General features: G+C 60.6%; 20 protein-coding genes, 2 tRNA genes and 1 rRNA gene. 14 read left to right on the plus strand and 9 right to left on the minus strand.

All coding sequences use genetic code 11. From position 1 onward, the window contains the following. Nucleotides 1-69: 69 nt before the first annotated feature. The 4 genes from OIM99_RS20875 to OIM99_RS20890 form a co-directional block, all read right to left on the minus strand. Nucleotides 70-145 (minus strand) — tRNA-Ala (locus OIM99_RS20875). A 38-nt stretch (nt 146-183) separates the two neighbouring features. Then, nucleotides 184-260: transfer RNA gene (locus OIM99_RS20880), tRNA-Ile, on the minus strand. Between the two features lie 165 nt (nt 261-425). Beyond that, nucleotides 426-1,909, minus strand: a 16S ribosomal RNA gene (locus OIM99_RS20885). A 279-nt stretch (nt 1,910-2,188) separates the two neighbouring features. After that, complete coding sequence (locus OIM99_RS20890) at nt 2,189-2,311, minus strand: hypothetical protein (protein ID WP_311852414.1); 123 nt, start codon at nt 2,309-2,311, stop codon at nt 2,189-2,191. A 404-nt stretch (nt 2,312-2,715) separates the two neighbouring features. Between OIM99_RS20890 and OIM99_RS20895 the strand changes: the two genes are divergently transcribed. Then, nucleotides 2,716-4,794: a M23 family metallopeptidase gene (locus tag OIM99_RS20895; protein WP_311852415.1), complete on the plus strand. Its 2,079-nt coding sequence runs from the start codon at nt 2,716-2,718 to the stop codon at nt 4,792-4,794. On the opposite strand, the gene gluQRS is transcribed toward OIM99_RS20895, so the two are convergent. Continuing rightward, complete coding sequence (gluQRS, locus tag OIM99_RS20900) at nt 4,791-5,729, minus strand: tRNA glutamyl-Q(34) synthetase GluQRS (RefSeq protein ID WP_311852416.1); 939 nt, start codon at nt 5,727-5,729, stop codon at nt 4,791-4,793. The two genes, OIM99_RS20895 and gluQRS, sit on opposite strands and share 4 nt — an antisense overlap. A gap of 84 nt (nt 5,730-5,813) precedes the next feature. Between gluQRS and OIM99_RS20905 the strand changes: the two genes are divergently transcribed. Beyond that, complete coding sequence (locus tag OIM99_RS20905) at nt 5,814-6,572, plus strand: DNA-3-methyladenine glycosylase (RefSeq protein ID WP_311852417.1); 759 nt, start codon at nt 5,814-5,816, stop codon at nt 6,570-6,572. 56 nt (nt 6,573-6,628) lie between these two features. Then, entirely contained in the window at nt 6,629-7,321 is a 693-nt protein-coding gene (locus OIM99_RS20910) for a dienelactone hydrolase family protein (protein ID WP_311852418.1), read from the plus strand. Here OIM99_RS20910 and OIM99_RS20915 read toward each other — a convergent pair. After that, complete coding sequence (locus tag OIM99_RS20915; RefSeq protein WP_311852419.1) at nt 7,318-8,055, minus strand: methyltransferase domain-containing protein; 738 nt, start codon at nt 8,053-8,055, stop codon at nt 7,318-7,320. The two genes, OIM99_RS20910 and OIM99_RS20915, sit on opposite strands and share 4 nt — an antisense overlap. A gap of 207 nt (nt 8,056-8,262) precedes the next feature. Here OIM99_RS20915 and gloB point away from each other — a divergent pair, with 207 nt between their 5' ends. The 3 genes from gloB (at nt 8,263) to OIM99_RS20930 (ending at nt 11,346) form a co-directional block, all read left to right on the plus strand. Next, nucleotides 8,263-9,033 (plus strand): hydroxyacylglutathione hydrolase, encoded by a 771-nt coding sequence (gene gloB / locus OIM99_RS20920; protein ID WP_311852420.1) that lies wholly within the window; start codon nt 8,263-8,265, stop codon nt 9,031-9,033. 9 nt (nt 9,034-9,042) lie between these two features. Beyond that, the gene (locus OIM99_RS20925) at nt 9,043-9,486 is read left to right on the plus strand and encodes a cupin domain-containing protein (RefSeq protein WP_311852421.1); all 444 of its coding nucleotides are present in this window, start codon (nt 9,043-9,045) and stop codon (nt 9,484-9,486) included. Between the two features lie 111 nt (nt 9,487-9,597). Then, nucleotides 9,598-11,346 (plus strand): GGDEF domain-containing phosphodiesterase, encoded by a 1,749-nt coding sequence (locus OIM99_RS20930; RefSeq protein ID WP_311852422.1) that lies wholly within the window; start codon nt 9,598-9,600, stop codon nt 11,344-11,346. Nucleotides 11,347-11,374: 28 nt separating this feature from the next. Here OIM99_RS20930 and phaR read toward each other — a convergent pair whose 3' ends face one another. Further along, nucleotides 11,375-11,998 (minus strand): polyhydroxyalkanoate synthesis repressor PhaR, encoded by a 624-nt coding sequence (gene phaR, locus OIM99_RS20935; RefSeq protein WP_311852423.1) that lies wholly within the window; start codon nt 11,996-11,998, stop codon nt 11,375-11,377. A gap of 257 nt (nt 11,999-12,255) precedes the next feature. On the opposite strand from phaR, the gene OIM99_RS20940 reads away from it, so the two are divergent. The 3 genes from OIM99_RS20940 to rplS all read left to right on the plus strand — a co-directional run bounded on the left by OIM99_RS20940 (nt 12,256) and on the right by rplS (nt 14,798). Further along, on the plus strand, nt 12,256-13,431 hold the full coding sequence (locus OIM99_RS20940) for an acetyl-CoA C-acetyltransferase (RefSeq protein WP_311852424.1): 1,176 nt from the start codon (nt 12,256-12,258) through the stop codon (nt 13,429-13,431). 84 nt (nt 13,432-13,515) lie between these two features. Continuing rightward, nucleotides 13,516-14,241, plus strand: coding sequence for an acetoacetyl-CoA reductase (gene phbB / locus OIM99_RS20945; RefSeq protein ID WP_311852425.1), 726 nt, complete (start codon nt 13,516-13,518; stop codon nt 14,239-14,241). A gap of 146 nt (nt 14,242-14,387) precedes the next feature. Further along, nucleotides 14,388-14,798, plus strand: a complete 411-nt coding sequence (rplS, locus tag OIM99_RS20950) for a 50S ribosomal protein L19 (protein ID WP_311852426.1) — start codon at nt 14,388-14,390, stop codon at nt 14,796-14,798. Between the two features lie 66 nt (nt 14,799-14,864). Here the strand turns inward: rplS and OIM99_RS20955 are convergent, their stop codons facing one another. Both OIM99_RS20955 and OIM99_RS20960 read right to left on the minus strand, forming a co-directional pair. After that, a complete protein-coding gene (locus OIM99_RS20955; RefSeq protein ID WP_311853146.1) occupies nt 14,865-15,272 on the minus strand; it encodes a VOC family protein in 408 nt (135 codons plus the stop codon). Nucleotides 15,273-15,373: 101 nt separating this feature from the next. Further along, complete coding sequence (locus OIM99_RS20960; RefSeq protein WP_311852427.1) at nt 15,374-16,138, minus strand: IclR family transcriptional regulator; 765 nt, start codon at nt 16,136-16,138, stop codon at nt 15,374-15,376. A gap of 209 nt (nt 16,139-16,347) precedes the next feature. Between OIM99_RS20960 and OIM99_RS20965 the strand changes: the two genes are divergently transcribed. Genes OIM99_RS20965 through OIM99_RS20985 form a run of 5 tightly spaced genes read left to right on the plus strand, consistent with a single transcriptional unit; the run spans nt 16,348 to nt 21,398 of the window. Next, nucleotides 16,348-17,331 carry an ABC transporter substrate-binding protein gene (locus tag OIM99_RS20965; protein ID WP_311852428.1) on the plus strand — a complete coding sequence of 328 codons (984 nt, stop codon included), beginning with the start codon at nt 16,348-16,350 and terminating at the stop codon, nt 17,329-17,331. Between the two features lie 33 nt (nt 17,332-17,364). Further along, nucleotides 17,365-18,396 carry a GTP-binding protein gene (locus OIM99_RS20970; RefSeq protein ID WP_311852429.1) on the plus strand — a complete coding sequence of 344 codons (1,032 nt, stop codon included), beginning with the start codon at nt 17,365-17,367 and terminating at the stop codon, nt 18,394-18,396. A gap of 27 nt (nt 18,397-18,423) precedes the next feature. Next, on the plus strand, nt 18,424-19,809 hold the full coding sequence (locus tag OIM99_RS20975; RefSeq protein ID WP_311852430.1) for a dihydroorotase family protein: 1,386 nt from the start codon (nt 18,424-18,426) through the stop codon (nt 19,807-19,809). A 21-nt stretch (nt 19,810-19,830) separates the two neighbouring features. After that, a complete protein-coding gene (locus OIM99_RS20980) occupies nt 19,831-20,613 on the plus strand; it encodes an ABC transporter permease (protein ID WP_311852431.1) in 783 nt (260 codons plus the stop codon). Beyond that, nucleotides 20,610-21,398, plus strand: coding sequence for an ABC transporter ATP-binding protein (locus tag OIM99_RS20985; protein WP_311852432.1), 789 nt, complete (start codon nt 20,610-20,612; stop codon nt 21,396-21,398). The genes OIM99_RS20980 and OIM99_RS20985 overlap by 4 nt, the downstream gene beginning before the upstream one ends. The last annotated feature ends 89 nt before the right edge of the window (nt 21,399-21,487 follow it).

Genomic DNA, 21,487 nt, shown 5'->3' on the forward strand with positions numbered 1-21,487 from the left:
CGAACATGCCACTGCATGCCGCAAACGTTTATGGACGAACCAGGAGCTAGTCGTGGTGATCAAACCATCTGGTGGAGCCAGACGGGATCGAACCGACGACCTCATGCTTGCAAAGCACGCGCTCTCCCAACTGAGCTATGGCCCCGAGCCAAACGAACTCGATGATGGTCACGCGCAATTAATTGGTGGGCCTGGGAGGACTTGAACCTCCGACCTCACGCTTATCAAGCGCGCGCTCTAACCAACTGAGCTACAAGCCCGAACCGCCCCACTCCCCGCGGGATGCAGGAACCTTGGCGGGCTCGTCCAGGAAGAAAGAGAAACGAAGACGGCGGCGTCCCGCATGATACGGTCTGACTGACCGTTATGTTCTGAAGAGTTTCGATAAGACAGGCAAAATGCCCACCTTGAGGAAACATCCTTAGAAAGGAGGTGATCCAGCCGCAGGTTCCCCTACGGCTACCTTGTTACGACTTCACCCCAGTCGCTGACCCTACCGTGGTCGTCTCTCTCCTTGCGGTTAAGAAAACGCCTTCGGGTAGAACCAACTCCCATGGTGTGACGGGCGGTGTGTACAAGGCCCGGGAACGTATTCACCGCAGCGTTCTGATCTGCGATTACTAGCGATTCCACCTTCATGCACTCGAGTTGCAGAGTGCAATCCGAACTGAGACGGCTTTTTGAGATTTGCCAGGGCTCGCGCCTTCGCATCCCACTGTCACCGCCATTGTAGCACGTGTGTAGCCCAGCCTGTAAGGGCCATGAGGACTTGACGTCATCCCCACCTTCCTCCGGCTTATCACCGGCAGTCCCCCTAGAGTGCCCAACTTAATGATGGCAACTAAGGGCGAGGGTTGCGCTCGTTGCGGGACTTAACCCAACATCTCACGACACGAGCTGACGACAGCCATGCAGCACCTGTGTTCCCGGCTCCGAAGAGAAGAAACCATCTCTGGTATCCGTCCAGGACATGTCAAAAGCTGGTAAGGTTCTGCGCGTTGCTTCGAATTAAACCACATGCTCCACCGCTTGTGCGGGCCCCCGTCAATTCCTTTGAGTTTTAATCTTGCGACCGTACTCCCCAGGCGGGATGCTTAAAGCGTTAGCTGCGCCACTAAGCAGCAAGCTGCCTAACGGCTAGCATCCATCGTTTACGGCGTGGACTACCAGGGTATCTAATCCTGTTTGCTCCCCACGCTTTCGCACCTCAGCGTCAGTTCCGGACCAGTAAGCCGCCTTCGCCACTGGTGTTCTTGCGAATATCTACGAATTTCACCTCTACACTCGCAGTTCCACTTACCTCTTCCGGACTCAAGATCCCCAGTATCAAAGGCAGTTCCAGAGTTGAGCTCTGGGATTTCACCCCTGACTTAAAGATCCGCCTACGTGCGCTTTACGCCCAGTGATTCCGAACAACGCTAGCCCCCTTCGTATTACCGCGGCTGCTGGCACGAAGTTAGCCGGGGCTTATTCTCCTGGTACCGTCATTATCTTCCCAGGTAAAAGAGCTTTACAACCCTAAGGCCGTCATCACTCACGCGGCATGGCTGGATCAGGCTTGCGCCCATTGTCCAATATTCCCCACTGCTGCCTCCCGTAGGAGTTTGGGCCGTGTCTCAGTCCCAATGTGGCTGATCATCCTCTCAGACCAGCTACTGATCGTCGCCTTGGTGAGCCATTACCTCACCAACTAGCTAATCAGACGCGGGCTAATCCTTCGGCGATAAATCTTTCCGCTCTCGCGCTTATCCGGTATTAGCTCAAGTTTCCCTGAGTTGTTCCGAACCAAAGGGTATATTCCCACGTGTTACTCACCCGTCTGCCACTCTGTATTGCTACAGCGTTCGACTTGCATGTGTTAGGCCTGCCGCCAGCGTTCGTTCTGAGCCAGGATCAAACTCTCAAGTTGTATTGAGATTTTATCCCGACTGGTCACTGTCAACATTACTTGACGAGTTCCAAGCACTTGTCCGCGTCTCACGACTGCGAACGGTGTACTTAGAAGAACGTGACCGTCAGAGTGTCTCATCGACATTCCTGTTGCCAGGAACATCCGCAAGGACATCCGCCGTCCACGTCTCTCTTTCTTCCGATTCAATTGTCAAACAGCAACCGCATCAAAGACTTACACCTAATAGCAGAAGAACCGCTATCGCCCTGAATGCCCCGACCTACCTGGCCGATCCATTCAGATGATGTACGCCTCGAGAAGCTCGAAGAAACCGAGTTCCGGCAGCCGCTTGGAAGCGGCGTCGCCGTCGGTGTGCTGCTTATGGAGGACGCCGCCCCTACTGTCAACATCGATTTTCAACGAAGTTTCACCTTTTGTGCTAACCGACGGAAAATAATAGGCTTCAGAGATATTCACAGGGCCGTTTTGGGAACTCAATCCAGGACGGGGCCGGAAAATTTTCCTCTCACCCTTGCGAAAATTTTCCTGACATCCCCGCACAGATGATCGGCGGAGTCGCCCCAATTGTGCCATGAACAGGGGGCTTCGTGCCCGGGCCATCGCTCCGAGAGGGGCCGATCGCAGCCGGGGACGGTCAGGCGGAAGGGTCATCAACCTTCAAAGCAGGCAATCCAACCACGGTTATCACGTGGTTTGCATTGACGCTTTTCGCGCCAGAAGCCATGATTCGACCCGACTTTTTCGAATCGAGATCGATCAACGGCGCCGTCACAGTCGAACGCCAGAAAACCAGGATTTGACGAGTGCCAGGTTCGCCGACATCCGCCACCGATGCGCAATGGAGCGCCCAGGGGAACCCCCACGGGAACTCCCAAGCGAGCGCGCAAGGCAGCCATGATCGGCGTCTCGACGAACGGCGTTCCAGCAATTCCGTCGACCTCGGCGTCGACCCGCCGATCGAGATCGACGGCCGTCGCCATTCCGATCAGGACCATCGCCGCGTCTCTCTGCGCTGGCTGTCAGGCACGGCGCTCACCGGTGTGGCCGGCGGATTGTTGATTGGCTCAGCCGTCTTCGCCGCCCTCGATCAAACCACCAATCTGGCTGAAGAACCGCAACTGGCGGTGATGATGCCCCGCTCGCCCGAACGCGATACGGACACGGCGCGGCGCGGAGATCGTCTCGTGCGCCCCGTTGATCTGATCGCGGCACGGCAGACGTTTCGCACGCCCACCACCATTCGCGTCGGCGATCGAGAGATCGTCAGAACCCGCAACTTCACCCGTGTCGCGACGACGATGACGCTGACCAGCACGGGCCTCGCCGACGACGTTCCGCAATTCAATCCGCTGCGGCTTCTCGCCGGCGCACCGTCGCAGAACGAGAACCTGCAAGTCGAGCTCGATCACTCTCGTGACGATGCCGACGTCAGCTTCACCAGCGAGGATGTCGGCCCGATCCCCGAAGACAATTTCGGTCTGTCGCGCCCGGAAGTGGAAGCGCAGGTCGCCGAAACCGTGAAATCAGCCCTGCGCAGCGGCGCGCAAGCGCCCCTGGCCCTGCCCTCGCAGATGCTGCTGATGCGCACCAGCCGCGCCAATTTCAATCCAGGCGCCTTATCCTACGCCAATCCGGCGGACTCGCCGATCACCGCACCCTTCTCCTCCATCGCCGTGAAGATGGTGGCCGAGAACGTCTCCGTGATCCCCAAGAGCGAGGCAAACCGCGACAGCGACGAACAATTGATCGTCGTACGGCGCGGCGAAACCCTCGACGACGTGTTGAAAGATACCGCGACCAAGGATCAGATTCGCAAGATCGCCGCAGCGCTCGGTTCTCGTCGCGGTGGCGGCCCGGTCAATGAAGGCCAGAAGGTCCGCGTCTTGCTGTGCGACACCGACGGCAATGGGCAGACCAGCAAGGTGTGCCGCATTTCCGTCTATACGGACGAGAATCTCGAAAGCACCGCCGCGCTCGCCGACAATGGCGAATATGTGCAGGTGGCACAGGCTTTCCTCACGCCCTCGAAACCGATCCGCAAACCGGCCGACGACGATGACGAAGAAGAAGATTCCGGCGGCATGCGCCTCTACAACTCCTTCTTCGAAACGGCGCTGAAACAGGAAATTCCACGCCCGGTGATCGACGACCTCGTGCGCATTTTCGCCAATGACGTCGATTTTCAACGTGCCACCAGCGCCGGCGATTCCTTTGAAGCCTTCTATGAAGAGAGCGAAGAAGGCGAAGGCCGTTACGATCTTCTCTATGCCTCGATCACGGCGCGCAGCGAGACGTTCAAATATTATCGCTACGTTTCTCCCGACGATAATTCCATCGACTTCTTCGATGGCAACGGCCGCTCCACCCGACGTTTCCTGATCCGCAAACCGATCGCCATCGGCGAACAGCGTTCAGGCTTCGGCATGCGCCGCCATCCGATCATGGGCTATTCGCGTATGCATACGGGTGTCGACTGGGCCGCGCCCGTCGGCACGCCCATCGTCGCCGCGGGCAACGGCACCGTCATCAAGGCGGCACGCGAATCGGGCTATGGCAATCGCGTCGAGATTCAGCACGCCAACGGTTACATCACCACCTACAACCATATGACGGGCTTCGCCCGCGGCATCACCGAAGGCGTGCGTGTGCGCCAAGGCCAGGTGGTCGGCTTCCTCGGTTCGACCGGCCTCTCCACCGGTCCGCACCTGCACTATGAAGTTATCGTCAACGGCAGTTTCGTCGATCCGTTGCGTATCCGCCTGGCGCGGACGCGCGAACTGACAGGTCGCCAGATCTCCGACTTCCGTCGCGAACGCGAGCGCATCGACGACCTGATGGCCAAGGCGCCAAATGCCACCCGCGTGGCGCAGCGGACCAACTAGAGCAGCCCCAGCTGGCGCTTGATATCGCTTGGTGTCACACCTTCGGCGCGCAGTTGGCGCAACGACATCGACTTGATGCTCTTCGACAGTTTGCGCCCGTCGTCATCGGTCAGCAGCCGGTGATGATGATAATGCGGTTCGGGCAGATCGAGCAGCACCTGCAACAGGCGATGCAGACTGGTGGCGTTAAACAGATCCTGCCCGCGCACGATGTCGGTGACGCCTTGCGCCGCGTCGTCGATGACGACGGCCAGATGATAGCTGGTCGGCACGTCCTTGCGGCCGACGATCGCATCGCCCCATAGACCGGACTCGGCGTAAAGCTCGCGGCTCTCAGCACCGTCGTAAAATTCGCGCCAGCCAATTTGCCCGTCGATACAGGTGTTGGCGAAGGCCATGTCGATCCGCCGCGCCGCATAGCGGCCGAGAGCACGCCATTGCGCCTGATCCTCGGCAGAAAGATTGCGGCACGTGCCCGGATAAAGCGGCTGGCCATCGGGATCGCAAGGCCAACCCGGCCGTTGTGCCACCCTCTCGGCGATCTCACCGCGCGTGCAATAACAGGGATAGATCAATCCGCGCGCCGCCAGACGCTCCAGCGCCAGCTCATAAACGGCGAACCGCTCCGATTGCCGCATGACCGGCTCTTCCCAGGATAGACCGAGCCAGGCGAGATCTTCATAAACCGCCGCTTCATACTCCGGCCGCGCACGCTGCGTGTCGATATCCTCGATGCGCAGCAGAAATCGCCCGCCCATCTCTTGCGCCAGGCGATGATTGAGCAGCGCAGAATAGGCATGCCCGAGATGGAGATAGCCATTCGGCGATGGGGCGAAGCGCAACACCGGACGCGTATCGGAAACGGGGCTTTGCGTCGCTCCTGACAGATCTTGTCGCGCCGGTGCAGTCTCGTTTTGCCGAGTCTTGTGTTGCATTGTCGTATCGTTATGCGGATCATTCCGTTCGCTGGCAGGATGCGCCGTGCCGGCAGCGGACTCAAGAGCGGCTTTCAAGACCAGATGTCCAGGTTGCAGGCCCCCAAAAGCGGAACGCGAAAAGCGCGTGCCAAGCCCAGTGCCAAACCTCCCGCCAAGGCCCACGCCGCGCCCGTCGAGCCGCCGCTGCTGATCCGCTCCGAAGACGCCCTGGTGACAGGCCTGGAGCAACTCAAGCTCATCGATCCCAAGATTATTGGCCATATGCTTGCGGCCGCTGGCCATCCGCCGCTGCGCAAGCGCGAACCTGGCCTCGAAGGCCTGCTCAGCATCGTCATTTCGCAACAGGTTTCCACCGCCAGCGCCCGCGCCATCCTGGCGCGCTTCCGCGCCCGCTTCGAAACGTTCGACGCAAGCGAAATCGCCAGCGCCAGGGACGATGATTTGCGCGGCTGCGGCCTCTCCGGTCCGAAAATGCGGACCATGCGCGCGGTCTGCGAAGCGGTTGCCAGCGGCGCCATAGATCTCGCCGATCTCGCGCACCTCCCCGCCGAAGAGGCGCATGCCCGCCTCGTCACGCTGAAAGGCATCGGCCCCTGGACCGCCGACATCTATCTGCTGTTTTGCCTCGGGCACCCGGACATTCTGCCGGTCGGCGACCTGGCCTTGCAGGAGGCGGCGAAACTGGCGCTGGGCCTGAAGAAGCGTCCGGATCAGAAGAAACTGGCCCGCCTCGGCCAGCGCTGGCGGCCCTGGCGCGGCATCGCAGCGCGCCTGCTCTGGGCCTATTACGCCAGCATCAAACAGCGTGCGGTCGACCCCGCCAGCGTCCTCAAATCCTGATCTTGCGCCACGACCCTTCGGGCGCGTAAGACACCGCCAACATCAGGAGACAGATTATGGCGCAACCGGTGATCGACGGTCCGCGGCGCGAGGCGCCGTCGGGCAAGACCAAACAATTGATCGTCATCCTTCACGGTTATGGCGCCGACGGCAATGACCTCATCACCATTGGCGCCGAATGGCAGAAGATTTTTCCCGATGCGGTCTGCGTCGCGCCCAACGCCCACGAAGCTTGTCAGCAGATGCCGATGGGCCGGCAATGGTTCAATCTCACCGACCGCAATCCACACGAACGCTGGAACGGCGCCTGCACCGCACAGCCCATCATCGATGCCTTCGTCGATGCGGAGATGGCGAAATATGGTCTCGCCGATAAGGACGTTGCGCTCGTCGGCTTCAGCCAAGGCGCGATGATGGCCTTGCATACGGGCCTGCGTCGCAAACAACGGCCGGCCGGCATCATCAGCTATTCCGGATTGCTGATCGGTCCCGAACATCTCAAGGAAACAGTCACGCACACCGCCGCCACGGCGCCGCCGATCTTCCTGCTGCATGGTAGCGCCGATGGCGTCGTGCCGGTGCAATCGCTGTTCCTGAGCACCAATGCGCTCGGCGAAGCAGGCATTCCCAGCCAGTGGCACCTCAGCGTCGGCCTCGAACACAATATCGATCCGCAAGGCATTCTGCTCGGCGCGCTGTTTCTCGCCAATTGCTTCGGCTTGCCCTATCCGGCGATGTTGCGGCGTTAATCGACGCTCGCGCGCGCCGGTGCCAAAGCCGGCTGCAATTGCGGCGCTCTGCGCCGCAAGCCGCGCCGCACGACCACCGGGCTGTAAAGCTGCTTCGTCGCTTCGACGAGATGCACGCCCGCACCCGGCAGAGCGAGCTTGCCGCCGACTTTCTCGAACGCCAAGGCCGAACGCAGAAGATAGGGCCGCGCGAAAGGCGGTACATACAAAGCTTCCGACCAATTGATCGGCGAGAACTGCGCTTCCTTCAAAAGCTCGCGCAACTGGCTGCGCGAATAGGGCTCGCCGTAGCCGAACGGCGTTGAGTCGACGCGCGCCCACATGCCGCTGCGATTGGGCACGACGGCGATCATACGTCCGCCGGGCGTGAGCACGCGCCACACCTCGTTGAGGAGATCGTAGGGTTGATCGCTCGTCTCCAGCGCATGCACGACCAATACCCGATCGATGCTCGCATCGGGCAGCGGCAGCATGGTGACGTCAACGAGCGCCGCCGAAGACACGCCCTGCCCCGGCCAGTGAATCACACCCTGTTCGGCGGGCATGAATGCCAGCACGCGCACCGCCTCGTTCAAGAAGACATCGAGATAAGGTGTCGCATAGCCGATGCCGAGCACCGCATGGCCCGTGCAGGTTTCCCAACGAACCCGCACGAACTGCCGGATGAAACGCGTCGCGACGTTTCCCAGCGGCGAGGCGTAAAAACTGCGGAGATCGACAGCATCGAGCGACATGTACCCAGTGTGCCACCGCTGCCCTGTCAGATTCAACGGATGATTGCGGATTTAGGTCACGTTTTGCGTTCAGTTCCGCTGCACCTTTGACGCAAGCAAAGACGGTTTTGCCCAGAATTTCTGATTTTGATGCGCTCATCGCGTTTGGTGATTCCATCAAACGCCGAAACGCTATAGCGTCCCCGCTCGAAACGAGAGGGTATTCGCATGGCTGCGCAAGTTCATCAGTTTATGTGTCTTCAGGACAATTTCGGCGTCCTCATTCACGATCCCGCCACCGGCGCGACCGCTTCGATCGACGCGCCGGAAGCGGCGCCGATTCTCGCCGCCTTGGCGGAAAAGGGCTGGACGCTCACCGACATTCTCGTCACCCACCATCATGACGATCACATCGGCGGCATCGCGGCGCTACGCGAAAAATTCCCAAAGGTGCGTGTCGTCGGTCCCGCGCCCGACCGTGACCGCGTCCCAGGCGCCGATATCTACGTGGGCGAAGGCGATAAGGTGAAAGTGGGCAATCTCGAAGCGCAGGTCTTCGAAACGCCAGGCCACACGCGCGGACACATCGTCTATTTCTTCCACACCGACAAAATGCTCTTTGCCGGCGACACACTGTTCGCGCTTGGCTGCGGCCGTGCCTTCGAAGCGCCTGGCGCGGTGTTGTATCAATCCGTCATGAAACTGGCCGCGCTGCCGGGCGATACCAGGCTCTATTGCGGCCACGAATATACGTTGTCGAACGGCAAATTCGCGCTTGCGGTCGATCCCGATAATAAAGCGCTGCAAGAGCGCATGAAGGAGATCGCCGCTTTGCGCGACAAGCAGCAGGCGACGCTGCCCTCGCTGCTGTCGGTCGAGCTCAGCACCAATCCGTTCCTGCGCGCCGACGATCCGGCGATTCGCAAGCAACTCGACATGGTCGGCGCCGAGCCTGCCGCCGTGTTCACCGAACTGCGTGAACGCAAGAACAAATTCTGAGTCGCACAGATGGCCGCTCACGCTCCCGCGGAGATGACAGCGGATGAAATCATCCGCCTCCTCGATCTGCAGCGGCATCCAGAGGGCGGCCATTTTCGCGAAACCTACCGCGATCCGGCGACCGATGCCGCCGGACGCGCCCATTCGACGCTGATCTATTTTCTGCTCGCCGCCGGCGAACGCTCCGCCTGGCACCGGGTCGACGCCGTCGAAATCTGGCACTGGTATGCCGGCGCTCCTCTTAAGCTGGAAATCGCCACGGCCGGCACACCGATCGAGACCATCCGGCTCGGCGCCAATCTGCTCGTGGGCGAACGGCCTCAAGGGGTGGTTCCGGCGCACGCTTGGCAGGCTGCGGAAAGTCTCGGGCCTTGGACATTGGTTGGCTGCACGGTAGCGCCAGGCTTCAGCTTTGCCGGTTTTGAACTGGCCCCTCCCAGCTGGAGGCCCTAACCTAGTTCCTTTGATTCTAGTGGGAGTTACACCACTCCTTAACGGATTTTAAGCCATAACGAATCATGCGGAGTTATGAGTCCGCTCGACCCCTGTATTGCGCGGTGCCCTGTGAACGACCGGCCAGCCAGCCCTTCTCGTCAGATCGACAATCAAATCAATGCTTTTGCCCCCAATCCGGTCGATATCCTGAATTCCATTGGCGCAGTGGTCTACACTTGGGACATCGCCAGCGATCAGATCACCTGGGGTCCGAATGCCGAGCAGGTTCTCGGCATCATCCCCAAAAGCATTGGCTCCGGCGCTGCCTTTCACGAACTGCTGTCGATGGATTCGCCGACCTCGCGCTTTGATTCGGTGATGCACGGCACCGAGAGCGACACCGGCGCGGGGGTGACCTTCAGCATTCAATATGGCCTGCGTATCGTCCCGCTCTCGGGTGAGCGCGCCCCGACGATCTGGGTCGATGACACCGGCCGTTGGTTCGCCGACCAATCCGGCCGCCCGGGGCTCGTCCACGGCGTCATCCGCAATCTCACGGCACTTGGGCTCGCCCATCCGGTTGGACACGGCAATCGCTTCGATGCGCAGACCAGTGCCCTCTCACGCACCCGCCTCGCCGATCAGATTACCCGACAAATCGAAAATGCCCGGCGCCGCCAATCGACCTTCGCCTTCCTGCTGCTGGCGATCGACGACTTGCCGGCGCTCAACCAGCGTTACGGCTTTGACGTAGGCGACGAATTGCTGGCGAGCCTCGGCCAGCGGCTGCGCGGCCAGATGCGCATCACCGACACGGTGGTGCGCTATGCCGGCAATCGCTTCGCCATGGTGCTGGAATGCTGCGACCACGCCAAGTTGATCGCCGCTGCCGAACGCATCGAGCGAATTATCGCAGAAAGCTCGTTGAATACGACCGCTGGCCCGCTTCCCTGCAAGATCCGCATGGGTGGTGTCGTCGCTCCGGTTGACGCACGCAATGCGCAAGCGGTTTTCCAGAACGCGGAAGAGGCGCTGATCCTCTCCAAGAGCCGCGCCGCTGAACGTTTCGTCAAATATGAGCCGAGCCTGGCGCAAAGCGACCAGCGACGCCGCACTCAATTCATGGCCGATACGATCATCGAAGCGCTCAACGATCGCCGGATTTCCATCGCCATGCAGCCGATCATCGCGCGCTCCACCGGCGAACCCGCGCTCTACGAAGCCTTGCTGCGGCTGCGCCTCGAAGGCGGCGAAGTGCTCTCACCGGCCAACATCTTCCCGGTCGCCGAAAAGACCGAGCTCGTGCAGATGCTCGACCGGCGTGTCCTCGAATTGGCGCTGGCCCGTATGAGCGCCGATCCGTCCCTGCATGTCTCGGTCAATATGTCCGGCAAGACGGTGCATGGCGTGCGGTGGGTCGACGATGTCGCCGCGCTGCTGCGCTTGCATCCGGGCTGCGCCGAGCGGCTCGTCATCGAATTCACCGAAACCTGCGCGATCGAGGATATCGAAGCGACCGCTCATGTCATCAGCGGGATCAAGGCACTCGGCGTGAAAGTGGCGATGGACGATTTCGGCGCGGGCCATACGTCCTTCCGCAACCTGCGCCGTCTCGACATCGACATGCTGAAGATCGATGGCGCCTTCATTCAGAATCTCACCCGATCCGCCGACGATCGCTTCTTCGTGCGCACCTTGATCGACCTGGCGCGTCATCTCTCGATTCCCGTCGTCGCCGAATGGGTCGAGGACAAGGACACCGCCGATCTCCTCGGCGAATGGCATGTCGACTATTTCCAGGGTGACTATTTCGGTTCCGCTCAGGAACTACCGCCCGCAGACGACGTCGGCACGGCTTCCCAGATGTCGGCTGCGTAAACCGCAGCCGACCTAGTCGGGAGATTAGCTATCGCTTGTCGATCGCTTCGAGCCGCTTCTGCATTTCCTCGATTTGCTTCTTCAACGCATCGAGGTCGGACTGACTCTTTTCGCCCTCGGGCGCGGCCGTAGCCGGCGCCTCTGGTGCCTTGGGCGTGGCACTTGTTCCAGCGGAAGCCGCCGGATTGAGGCCGAATGGATTGAACATGGTGAGCGCCTGCGAGAACATCGCCAGGTTCTTGCGTGTCTGTTCCTCCATCGCCTCGAAAATCTGCCCCCCCTGACCGGCGCCCATCGAACCGCGGAAGGCATCGCGCATCTTCTGCTGGTCTTCGACGAAACGGCCGAACGAAAATTCGAGATAGCGTGGCACCAGCAATTGCATGCTGTCGCCATAGAAGCGGATCAATTGCCGCAGGAAAGTCGTCGGCAACAGATTTTGTCCGTCCTTGCCCTCCTGCTCGAAAATGATCTGCGTCAGAACTGGCCGGGTAATGTCCTCCCCGGTCTTGGCGTCATAGACCGCGAAATCCTCGCCTTCCTTCACCATTTTAGCGAGGTCTTCCAACGTCACATAGGTGCTCGTGCCCGTATTATAGAGGCGTCTATTGGCGTATTTCTTGATCTTTATTGGCTGCTTCTCGTCGGTCATTTCACCTCAGCCCGATCGTTGCCCAATCGTCATGTCGACCCGGCATGACACTGGGAGGATAAGCGTTTTTTGCGCCGCGTAAACAGAATTGCGCAGAGCGGTAGAAAACCGGGCCGCTGCATGCCATCTGAATACCGCGCCGCTGGGCGTTTGGCCTATTGACCTTGCCCGCTCGCCTCTGATGATAAGGGCCGAGCAGCATCAATCACGCGGCCATCGTCCTGAGCCGGTGCCGCCGTCTGGAAAGGAAGTTCAATATGTCCAGTGACATCGTTGTCGTAGGAGCAGCCCGCACGGCGGTCGGCTCCTTCAATGGGGCTTTTGCCAATACACCGGCTCACGAATTGGGGGCGACCGTCATCACCGCAGCCCTGGCCCGCGCCAATGTGGCGGCGGCCGATGTTGACGAAGTCATCATGGGGCAGATTTTGTCCGCCGGCGAAGGCCAGAACCCGGCCCGCCAGGCTGCCATGCAAGCCGGTGTTCCGCAGGAAAAGACCGCTTGGGGCCTCAACCAGCTCTGCGGCTCCGGCCTGCGTGCCGTCGCGATCGGCTTGCAGCAGATCGCCAATGGCGACGCCAAGGTGATTGTGGCCGGCGGCATGGAATCCATGTCGATGGCGCCGCACGCCGCGCACATGCGCGCCGGCACCAAAATGGGCGATATGAAAATGCTCGACACGATGCTGAAGGACGGCCTGATCGACGCCTTCCACGGCTACCACATGGGCATCACCGCCGAGAACGTTGCCGCCAAATGGCAGATCAGCCGCAACGAACAGGACAAGTTCGCGCTCGGCTCGCAGAACAAGGCGGAAGCCGCCCAGAAGGCCGGCCGCTTCAAGGACGAGATCGTCCCCTTCACCGTGAAAACCCGCAAGGGCGACATCGTGGTCGACCAGGACGAGTACATTCGTCACGGCGCCACCCTCGACTCCCTGCAGAAGTTGAAGCCCGCTTTCACCAAGGACGGCTCGGTGACCGCCGGCAATGCCTCGGGCATCAATGACGGCGCCGCCGCCGTGGTGCTGATGACCGCCGACGAAGCCAAGAAGCGCGGTCTCACCCCGATGGCCCGGATCGTTTCCTGGGCTACCGCTGGCGTCGATCCTGCCATCATGGGCTCGGGTCCGATCCCAGCCTCTCGCGCCGCACTCGCCAAGGCCAATTGGAAGGTGAAGGACGTCGAGCTGGTGGAAGCGAACGAAGCCTTTGCCGCGCAAGCCCTCGCCGTCAACAAGGATATGGGCTGGGATCCCTCGATCGTGAACGTCAACGGTGGCGCCATTGCCATCGGCCATCCGATCGGCGCATCGGGCGCCCGCGTCTTCACCACGCTGCTCTACGAAATGCAGCGCCGCGGCGTTTCCAAGGGCCTGGCCACGCTGTGCATCGGCGGCGGCATGGGTGTTGCTATGTGCGTGGAACGCTAACGTCGTTTTGACGAAGGCCTCCGGCGGCAACCGCCGCCGGAGAGAATATTGCAGCTCCAATTTAAGAAACGAGGAGGGGGCATTATGGCTCGGGTCGCAGTGGTTACGGGAGGGACGCGCGGAATTGGTGAGGCGATTTCAAAAGCGTTGAAAGCCGCCGGCTATACAGTGGCCGCCAATTACGCAGGGAATGATGAGGCTGCGGCAAAGTTCAAAGCCGAGACCGGCATCCCGGTCTACAAGTGGGACGTGTCGAGCTACGACGCCTGCGCCGCCGGTCTCGCCGAGATCGAGAAGGACCTCGGCCCCATCGACGTCCTGGTCAATAATGCCGGCATCACCCGTGACGGCTTCTTCCACAAGATGACCCCGCAGCAGTGGAGCGAGGTCATCAACACCAACCTCAATTCGCTCTTCAACATGACCCGGCCGACCTGGGAGGGCATGCGCAACCGGAAATTCGGCCGCGTCATCTGCATTTCCTCGATTAATGGTCAGAAAGGCCAGGCCGGCCAGGCCAATTACTCGGCGGCCAAGGCCGGCGAACTCGGCTTCGTCAAAGCGCTGGCCCAGGAAGGCGCCCGGGCCGGCATCACGGTCAATGCGATCTGCCCGGGCTATATCGGCACCGAAATGGTCCGCAAGATCGACCCGGCCATCATCGAAAAGTCGATTCTGCCGCATATTCCGACCGGCCGCTTGGGCGAGCCTGAGGAAATCGCCCGTTGCGTGGTGTTCCTGGCCTCCGACCAGTCCGGTTTCATCACCGGCTCGACGCTCACGGCCAACGGCGGCCAGTATATGGCCTGATTTCGCCGCAAACGGCGGTTTTCGCGGCTCCGGACGGGTGGACAAACCCGTCCGGCCAGTGTATCTGCGCGCATCCAACTAGAACAGCGTCCCGAAACGCTCGCTTAAGGTCAAGCTTGGCCAACGCGAAACGGTAGGAGTTAGTCATGAATATCATCGAGCAGCTCGACGCCGAGCAGATGCAGCGTCTGAGCGAAATTCGCAAGATTCCCGATTTCCAGCCGGGCGACACCGTTGTAGTGAACGTCAAGGTGAAGGAAGGCGAGCGCAGCCGCGTTCAGGCCTATGAAGGTGTTTGCATTGCCCGCGCTGGCGCCGGCATCAACGAGAACTTCACCGTCCGCAAGATTTCCTACGGCGAAGGCGTCGAGCGCGTGTTCCCGCTCTACTCGCCGATCATCGATTCGCTGACCGTGGTGCGCCGCGGCAAGGTGCGTCGCGCCAAGCTCTACTACCTGCGTGATCGTCGCGGTAAGTCGGCCCGTATCGCCGAGCGTATCGACAACACGCAAAAGGCCAAGACTGCTAAGCCGGCCGCGAAAGCCGCCAGCAAGTAAGCCGGTCCATCTGGTCCAGAATTCAAAGCGTGGCTCCGGCCGCGCTTTTTCTTTTCGGACGGCGGTTTAGACGGTTGGACCGTTCAAAACCCAGCGATGGCCGAACGGATCGCGCACCACAGCCAGGCGCGTCCCCCAGAACGTGTTCATCGGCCCCGCCTCCGTGGTGGCGCCGAACTTCGCCGCCCGCTCCACGGTCGCATCGACCTCCTGCCCGGTCGCGAATTCAAGGCTGACCGACATGGTCGCGGGCTCACCCGGAATGGGCGTGCGCGCTTTGCCGAATTCCGGAAAGGCATCGGCGACCATCACCGAACCACCGTTGATCGACAGTTCGCAGTGCATGATTCGCAGGCCATCCAGCGCCGGCATGAAGGCCTTTTGCGTCGCCCCGAACACCTGCACATAAAAAGCAATCGCCGCCGCTGCCGGAGATACTGTGAGATAGGGCGCGACCGGTGGGCGGCTGGACACGTTCATGGGCGTCTCGTTGCAGGCGGTTCTGTTATGTTTTTGTAGCACAAGCCCTGCGCTTGGGCACGCCCATCACACAATGAAACGCCAGCGCCGATGGCCTAACGCGGCACGATGCTCGCCTGCGAGAGCTCGGCCGAGATCAGACGGGCGGCTTCGATCACATGATCCCTATATTCCGTCAGTCGCTGGCGCTCCGTCGTATTGGGAACGGCGACGAGGCTGATGCCCGCGACCACCTGCTGATCGCGCGCAATCGGCGCGGCGAGACCAATACGCCCAGGCGCTACTTCCGAATCGGTCATCGCATAGCCCGCGCGTTTGATCCCGCGAATCTGCTCCTTGAACTGCGGCCAGCCCTCGACATGCAGCAAACGATGAATCGTCTGCTCGTTGCTGAGATAGATCGCCTTCAGCGTGCGATCGGGCAGATTGGCCAGGATCACCTTTGACGTCGCGCCCAAGAACATCGGCATCGCCACGCCGCGCTCGTAACTCGTCGTCAGATGCGGCTCGCTGCCATGCACTTCGAACACGCACATGACGCAATCCTTGAAGCGACGGCACAAGATGACCATCGCCTTCTGGCTGGTTTGCGCCAGCAGCTTTTCCATGATCGGCGCGGCGATGCGGATCAACTCGTCGTTTTGCCGAAGGATTCGATCGTAGCGAATGAACGCCGGCCCCAACGCATAGCCCGCGCCCGCAACCGGATCGAGAAAACCCGACTGCACCAGTTCGCGCACGTGCCGATAGGTGGTGCTCGTCGAGGCACCGAGCTCACGGGCAATTTCCTCCACCGTCCAAACGGACTGGCCGTTTTCGAAGAGCTGCAAAATGGCGAGGACACGATTGGCTGGGGTCATTTCAAAAGCGCGTAGAACAAAAAGGAAGCAGAACTGCCCGATTGATTAGCACATAACAGGAAAAATAAAAATTCCTGATATATGAGAATTTTGTTGCACACCTTCTCGTTCGTTGCGATAGTCGCGATCACGAGACCGGACGGGCGCGATGCCTGCCGGCCCCTCGCAAGACGAAAACAGGTCTCAGACCGAGTGAGGAGAGTGCGGGTATGAGCACGATTTTCCGGCGTTTCTCTTGGCTGCTGCTGACGGCAGCTCTCAGCGCAGCCCCTTTGGCAGCCCCTCTGCGCGCTCAGGCGCAAACCACCGAAATCCGCGTCGCCATGTTAGCCCCGAGCGCCCTGCTCTGGCTGCACGCCATCGCCAAGGACCAAGGATTTTACGCGGAGCGTAAGATCGCGGTGAAGGAACTGATCGCCGGATCGAGCCCCACCCTTCTGCAAGCCGTATCGTCGGGCAGTGTCGAAGCCGGCATGTCGCTTGGCGATGTCGTCATTCGCGCCATCGACCAAGGCGCTCCGGTGATCATGACCGGCGCCATTCTCGAAAAGACCGTTCTGCGTCTCGTCGGCGGCACAGGCGTCTCGACGATCAAGGAGCTTGGCGGCTCGACAGTGACGGCCGGCGCTGTCGAAGGCGGCACCGCCAATATGCTGCGCTTCCAGCTGCAACGGGCTGGCGTTGATCCGCGCAGTGTCAAAATGGTCGCGCTGACCAACTCCAAGGACCGCGTCGTGGCGCTTGGCAACGGTCAGGTGAAAGGCGCTTTGCTCATCGCGCCGTTCGATACGATGGCCGAACGCGAGAAGATGCCCATTCTCGATGTCTATAAAGAGCCCTACGTACAGACGCCGCTGATCGTCAATCGCCCCTGGGCCGAGAAAAACCGCGACGCCGCCGTCGGATTGACCAAGGCGCTGCAGAAGGCGGCGGTGTGGATCTATGATCCGGCCAACAAGCAGAAGGCGATCGACATTCTCGCCAGCTTCACCAATGTTCCAGCCGACATTTGCGCTGAATCCTATGCCTTCATCGTCGATCAGCAGAAGGCCATCGGACGCAATCTCGAAGTCTCCGCGGCAAGCCTCGAGAACATTATCAAGATCGATCAGGCCATCGGCGCCAATCCGGCTTCGTCAAAGCCGTTCGATCTCTCGCGCTATTACGATGCGAGCTATCTGGCCGCCAAATAGCAGAACCAAGCGACAGAGTTCGGAGTACGTACCATGGCTGACGACCGTATTCCCGTCACGTTGCTCACCGGTTTTCTCGGGAGCGGCAAGACAACGCTTCTCAATGCCTGGCTACGCACACCGGACCTGGCCGATGCCGCCGTTATCGTCAATGAGTTCGGTGAAGTTGGGATCGATCACGCTCTGATCGCCTCCAGCAATGACAATACGATCGAACTGTCGACGGGCTGTCTGTGCTGCACCGTGCGCGGCGATCTCGTGAACACGTTGCGCGAGCTGATCGTGCGGCGCGAGAAAGGCGAAGTGCGCGCCTTTAGTCGCGTGCTCATCGAAACCACCGGCCTGGCCGACCCGGCGCCCGTGATCCAGGCCTTGATGACCTTCCCGGTGGCGCGGCGCTTTCGGCTGCGCCAGGTCGTGACCACGGTCGATGCGGTCAATGGCATGGCGACACTGGCAAACCATCAGGAATCGGTGAAGCAAGTCGCCGTGGCCGATGAACTTATCCTCACCAAGGTCGATGTCGACGCGGCGAGCGATGACATCGTCGCCAGCTTGAGGCAGCTCAATCGCGGCGCACGGTTCCACCGCTCCTCGCTCGACGGCATCGTGATGCCCGATGATCTTGAAACCATCGACATCTATGATCCGGCAACCAAGAACGAGGATGTCGCCCGCTGGCTCAACGCGGAAGCGCACGCCGTACATCATGATCATGGCCACGACCATCATCACGATATCACCCGCCATGGCGCCGATATTTCCTCTTTCGTCTTCGAATTCAAATCGCCGCTCCATTGGGAACATGTCGCCAATTGGCTCGACGCGCTCGTCATGGGCAACGGCCAAGACCTTCTGCGCGTCAAAGGCATCGTCGACATCATCGGCCGGCCCCGCCCGATCGTCATTCAAGCGGTGCAGAGTTTGCTGCATCCGCCCTTCGAACTTCCGGCCTGGCCGGAAGGCCCACGAACCTCGCGCATCGTTTTCATCACCCGTCGGCTGTCGCGCGCCTATGTCGGAGAAGTCTTCGACACGATCCAGCAACGCGCGCCGGCCGCATAACTTTCTAGTCTCTGGAGAATTCGACTTATGGATACGCTTATCCGCAACGGCCTGCTGATCACCCCGAAGGGCCAGACGCAGGCTTCCGTTGGCATCGAGAATGGCCGTATCGCCGGCATCTATCCCCCCGGTCAGGAGCCCGTCGCCAAAGAGACGATCGACGCCAGGGGCCTCGCCATTCTGCCCGGCGTGATCGACATGCATTCGCATCACCGCGAAGGCAGCCTGCCGGGTTTCGAATATAAAGACACCATCTACACGTCGACTCAGCAGTGCGCCGCCGGCGGCGTCACCACCACCGTCGGCATGCCCAACGTGCAGCCGCCGCCCAATTCGCTCGATCTCCTGAAGAAGCAATTCGCCATTTACGAGCGCGACGCCATCGTCGACTGGAATTTTAATCCCGCTCCCACCATTCAAGACGAAATCTCCAGCATGGCCGAAGAAGGCATCGCCGCCTTCAAGATCTTCATGGTGGTCGATACCGGACGCGACTATCCGCATATGCCAGGCATTGGCGTGCATGATCATGGCCGCATTCTCGAAATCATGCAGCATTGCGCGAAGGTCAATGTGCCGCTGATGGTCCATCCGCACGACCAGGCCTTGATGGACGTGATCGAAAAGGAATTCTGGGAACGCCAGGAGCGCGATGCACTGGCCTATGCCAAGGCCTATGCGGCACATGACGGCGTCATCTGGGAAACCGCCATCGCCACGCTTCTGCGCCTACAGAAAGCGGCAGGCTGCCACCTGCACATCCTGCACACGCAGACCGCTGGCAGCGTCGATCTCATCCGCAAGGCCAAAGCAGCCGGGCAACGCGTCACCTGCGAGATCAACCCCTGGGCGCTGTTTCTGGGTTGCGACTGGTCGGCGATCCAGCGCCTCGGCTCCTATGCTTTGTCCTATTGGGTGCCGGAAAAGAATGTGCCGAGCCTGTGGGAAGGATTGAACGACGGCACGATCGATATCGTCGCCACCGACCATGCGCCCCACACCCGCGAGGAAAAAGAGATCGGCTGGATCAACGGCTGGAAAGCTCACACGGGAACGCCCTCAACCCAGTTCTATCTCAGCATGTTCCTCACCGCTGCGCTGGAAGGCAAGATTTCGCTGGAACGTGTCGTCGAAGCCACCTCAACCGCCCCGGCACGCATTTTCGGCATCGAGCACAAAGGCAATGTCGTCGCCGGTCATCATGCCGATCTCGTCCTCGTCGATCTCGAGAAGGAATATGAGATCAGCGACGAAGACGTGCTGAGTCTCACTGGCTGGAGTCCCTATGCCGGCCGCAAGGTCAAAGGCAAGCCGGTCCGCACCATCGTGCGCGGCAAGACAGTCTATCTCGATGGCCAGGTCGTCGGCGAGAAGGGCTGGGGCAAGCAAGCTTGGGCCCGCTATCCGTCATAACCTCGAACAACAGAGGCTCCTTTGCGCAAGGTTTATGACTTCCTCGAACAGGACACGCGCGCGGCCGCCCTCACGCGCATCTTCGTTTCGACCGGCTTCGTGCTCATCCTCTGGCAGCTTCTGTCGATGGTCGTCACCAACCGGCTGCTGCTCGTCCCGCCAGCCGAGGTGGCTTCCGCCCTCTGGAAGGAATTCCAGCAGGGCACAATGGCGGAGAACGCCTGGGCTACGGTGACGGCGGTGGTGACGTCCTTTCTGGTGTCGATCGCCATCGGCATCGGCATTGGCCTGGCGCTGGCCTCGAGCCGCTTTCTGTCGCTGACAGGCGGCCCAGTGCTGAGCGCCCTGAATTCGGTGCCCATCATCGCGTTGGCGCCATTGTTCATCGCCTGGCTCGGACTCGGTTTTGCCTCGAAATTCGTGCTGGTTTTGCTGGTCGCCGTCTTTCCCGTGGTTGTCACCACGGAGGCCGGCCTGCGCGCCACCGACAAGCCGCTGATCGAGGCAGCGCGCTCCTTCAACGCCACGCCGTTGCAGATTTTCAGCACGGTCACTTTTCCTTACGCGCTGCCCTTCATCGTCAGCGGCATTCGCGTCGCCTGGGCGCGCGCCCTTGTCGGCATCGTCGTCGCCGAATTCTTCGGTTCTTTTGCTGGCTTCGGCTTCGCCATCATGTCGGCGAGCCAGACGTTCGATACTGCCCGCGTGCTGGGCTATGTGATCGTGCTCGGCGCCATGGGATTGATCGGCAGTGTCCTCTTCGCGGCACTGGAACGCTACCTCGCCCCCTGGAGGCTTGAATGACCGCGCTGCTCAAAATCGACAATGTCAGCCAGACATTCGTTCGCAATGACAAATCCTCGGTGGAAGCGTTGCGTTCGATCGACTTGTCGATCAACGAAGGCGAGTTCGTGTCCATTGTCGGCGCCAGCGGCAGCGGCAAGTCAACGTTGCTGCGGATCATCGACGGTCTTCTCGCGCCCTCCAGCGGTTCGGTTTTCGTCGATGGTACGAAGGTCGATCGTCCCGGTCCCGATCGCGCGATGGTTTTCCAGCAGGATTCTCTCTTGCCATGGAAAACCGTCATCGAGAATGTCGGGTATGGCCTAACCCTTGCCGGCAGGCCAAAAGCCGAAGTCCAGGCGATCGCCCAGCGTTTCATCGATATGACGGGCTTGCGCGGTTTCGAGAGCCACTATCCGCACCAATTGTCCGGCGGCATGCGCCAGCGCGTCAATGTCGCCCGCGCCCTGGCGGTCGATCCGAAAATCTTGCTCCTCGACGAGCCGTTCGCGGCACTCGATGCGCAAACGCGCGAAATCATGCAGACGGAACTGCTGTCGATCTGGCAGAAGAGCCGCAAGACCGTCCTGCTCATCACCCATCAGATCGATGAAGCCGTCTTCCTGTCGGATCGCGTCATCGTATTCAGCGCCCGCCCGGGCTGCGTCAAAACGGAAGTTGCCATCGATCTGCCGCGCCCGCGCGACCTCGATTTGAAGCGGCACCCCGCCTTCATCGAGCAGGTCGACCACATCTGGAAATTGATCGAGGCCGAGGTGCGCGCCGGCGTGAAACAGGGCGCGTAATCGCACAGATATGCACTATCTTGCCGGCGTGACGAGCGAGCTCCTCCTCATCTCTAAAGCCATTCTCACGCGCCCGCGAATGCGCTAAG

The sequence above is a fragment of the Methylocella sp. CPCC 101449 genome, from assembly GCF_031921685.1.
Taxonomy (GTDB): domain Bacteria; phylum Pseudomonadota; class Alphaproteobacteria; order Rhizobiales; family Beijerinckiaceae; genus Terripilifer.

Bases quoted from the DNA above. Each gene is read 5' to 3' on its own strand.
- gluQRS (WP_311852416.1), bottom strand. From the start codon at position 5,729: ATGCAACACAAGACTCGGCAAAACGAGACTGCACCGGCGCGACAAGAT.
- OIM99_RS20905 (WP_311852417.1), top strand. From the start codon at position 5,814: ATGTCCAGGTTGCAGGCCCCCAAAAGCGGAACGCGAAAAGCGCGTGCC.
- OIM99_RS20910 (WP_311852418.1), top strand. From the start codon at position 6,629: ATGGCGCAACCGGTGATCGACGGTCCGCGGCGCGAGGCGCCGTCGGGC.
- OIM99_RS20915 (WP_311852419.1), bottom strand. From the start codon at position 8,055: ATGTCGCTCGATGCTGTCGATCTCCGCAGTTTTTACGCCTCGCCGCTG.
- gloB (WP_311852420.1), top strand. From the start codon at position 8,263: ATGGCTGCGCAAGTTCATCAGTTTATGTGTCTTCAGGACAATTTCGGC.
- OIM99_RS20925 (WP_311852421.1), top strand. From the start codon at position 9,043: ATGGCCGCTCACGCTCCCGCGGAGATGACAGCGGATGAAATCATCCGC.
- phaR (WP_311852423.1), bottom strand. From the start codon at position 11,998: ATGACCGACGAGAAGCAGCCAATAAAGATCAAGAAATACGCCAATAGA.
- OIM99_RS20940 (WP_311852424.1), top strand. From the start codon at position 12,256: ATGTCCAGTGACATCGTTGTCGTAGGAGCAGCCCGCACGGCGGTCGGC.
- phbB (WP_311852425.1), top strand. From the start codon at position 13,516: ATGGCTCGGGTCGCAGTGGTTACGGGAGGGACGCGCGGAATTGGTGAG.
- rplS (WP_311852426.1), top strand. From the start codon at position 14,388: ATGAATATCATCGAGCAGCTCGACGCCGAGCAGATGCAGCGTCTGAGC.
- OIM99_RS20960 (WP_311852427.1), bottom strand. From the start codon at position 16,138: ATGACCCCAGCCAATCGTGTCCTCGCCATTTTGCAGCTCTTCGAAAAC.
- OIM99_RS20965 (WP_311852428.1), top strand. From the start codon at position 16,348: ATGAGCACGATTTTCCGGCGTTTCTCTTGGCTGCTGCTGACGGCAGCT.
- OIM99_RS20970 (WP_311852429.1), top strand. From the start codon at position 17,365: ATGGCTGACGACCGTATTCCCGTCACGTTGCTCACCGGTTTTCTCGGG.
- OIM99_RS20975 (WP_311852430.1), top strand. From the start codon at position 18,424: ATGGATACGCTTATCCGCAACGGCCTGCTGATCACCCCGAAGGGCCAG.
- OIM99_RS20985 (WP_311852432.1), top strand. From the start codon at position 20,610: ATGACCGCGCTGCTCAAAATCGACAATGTCAGCCAGACATTCGTTCGC.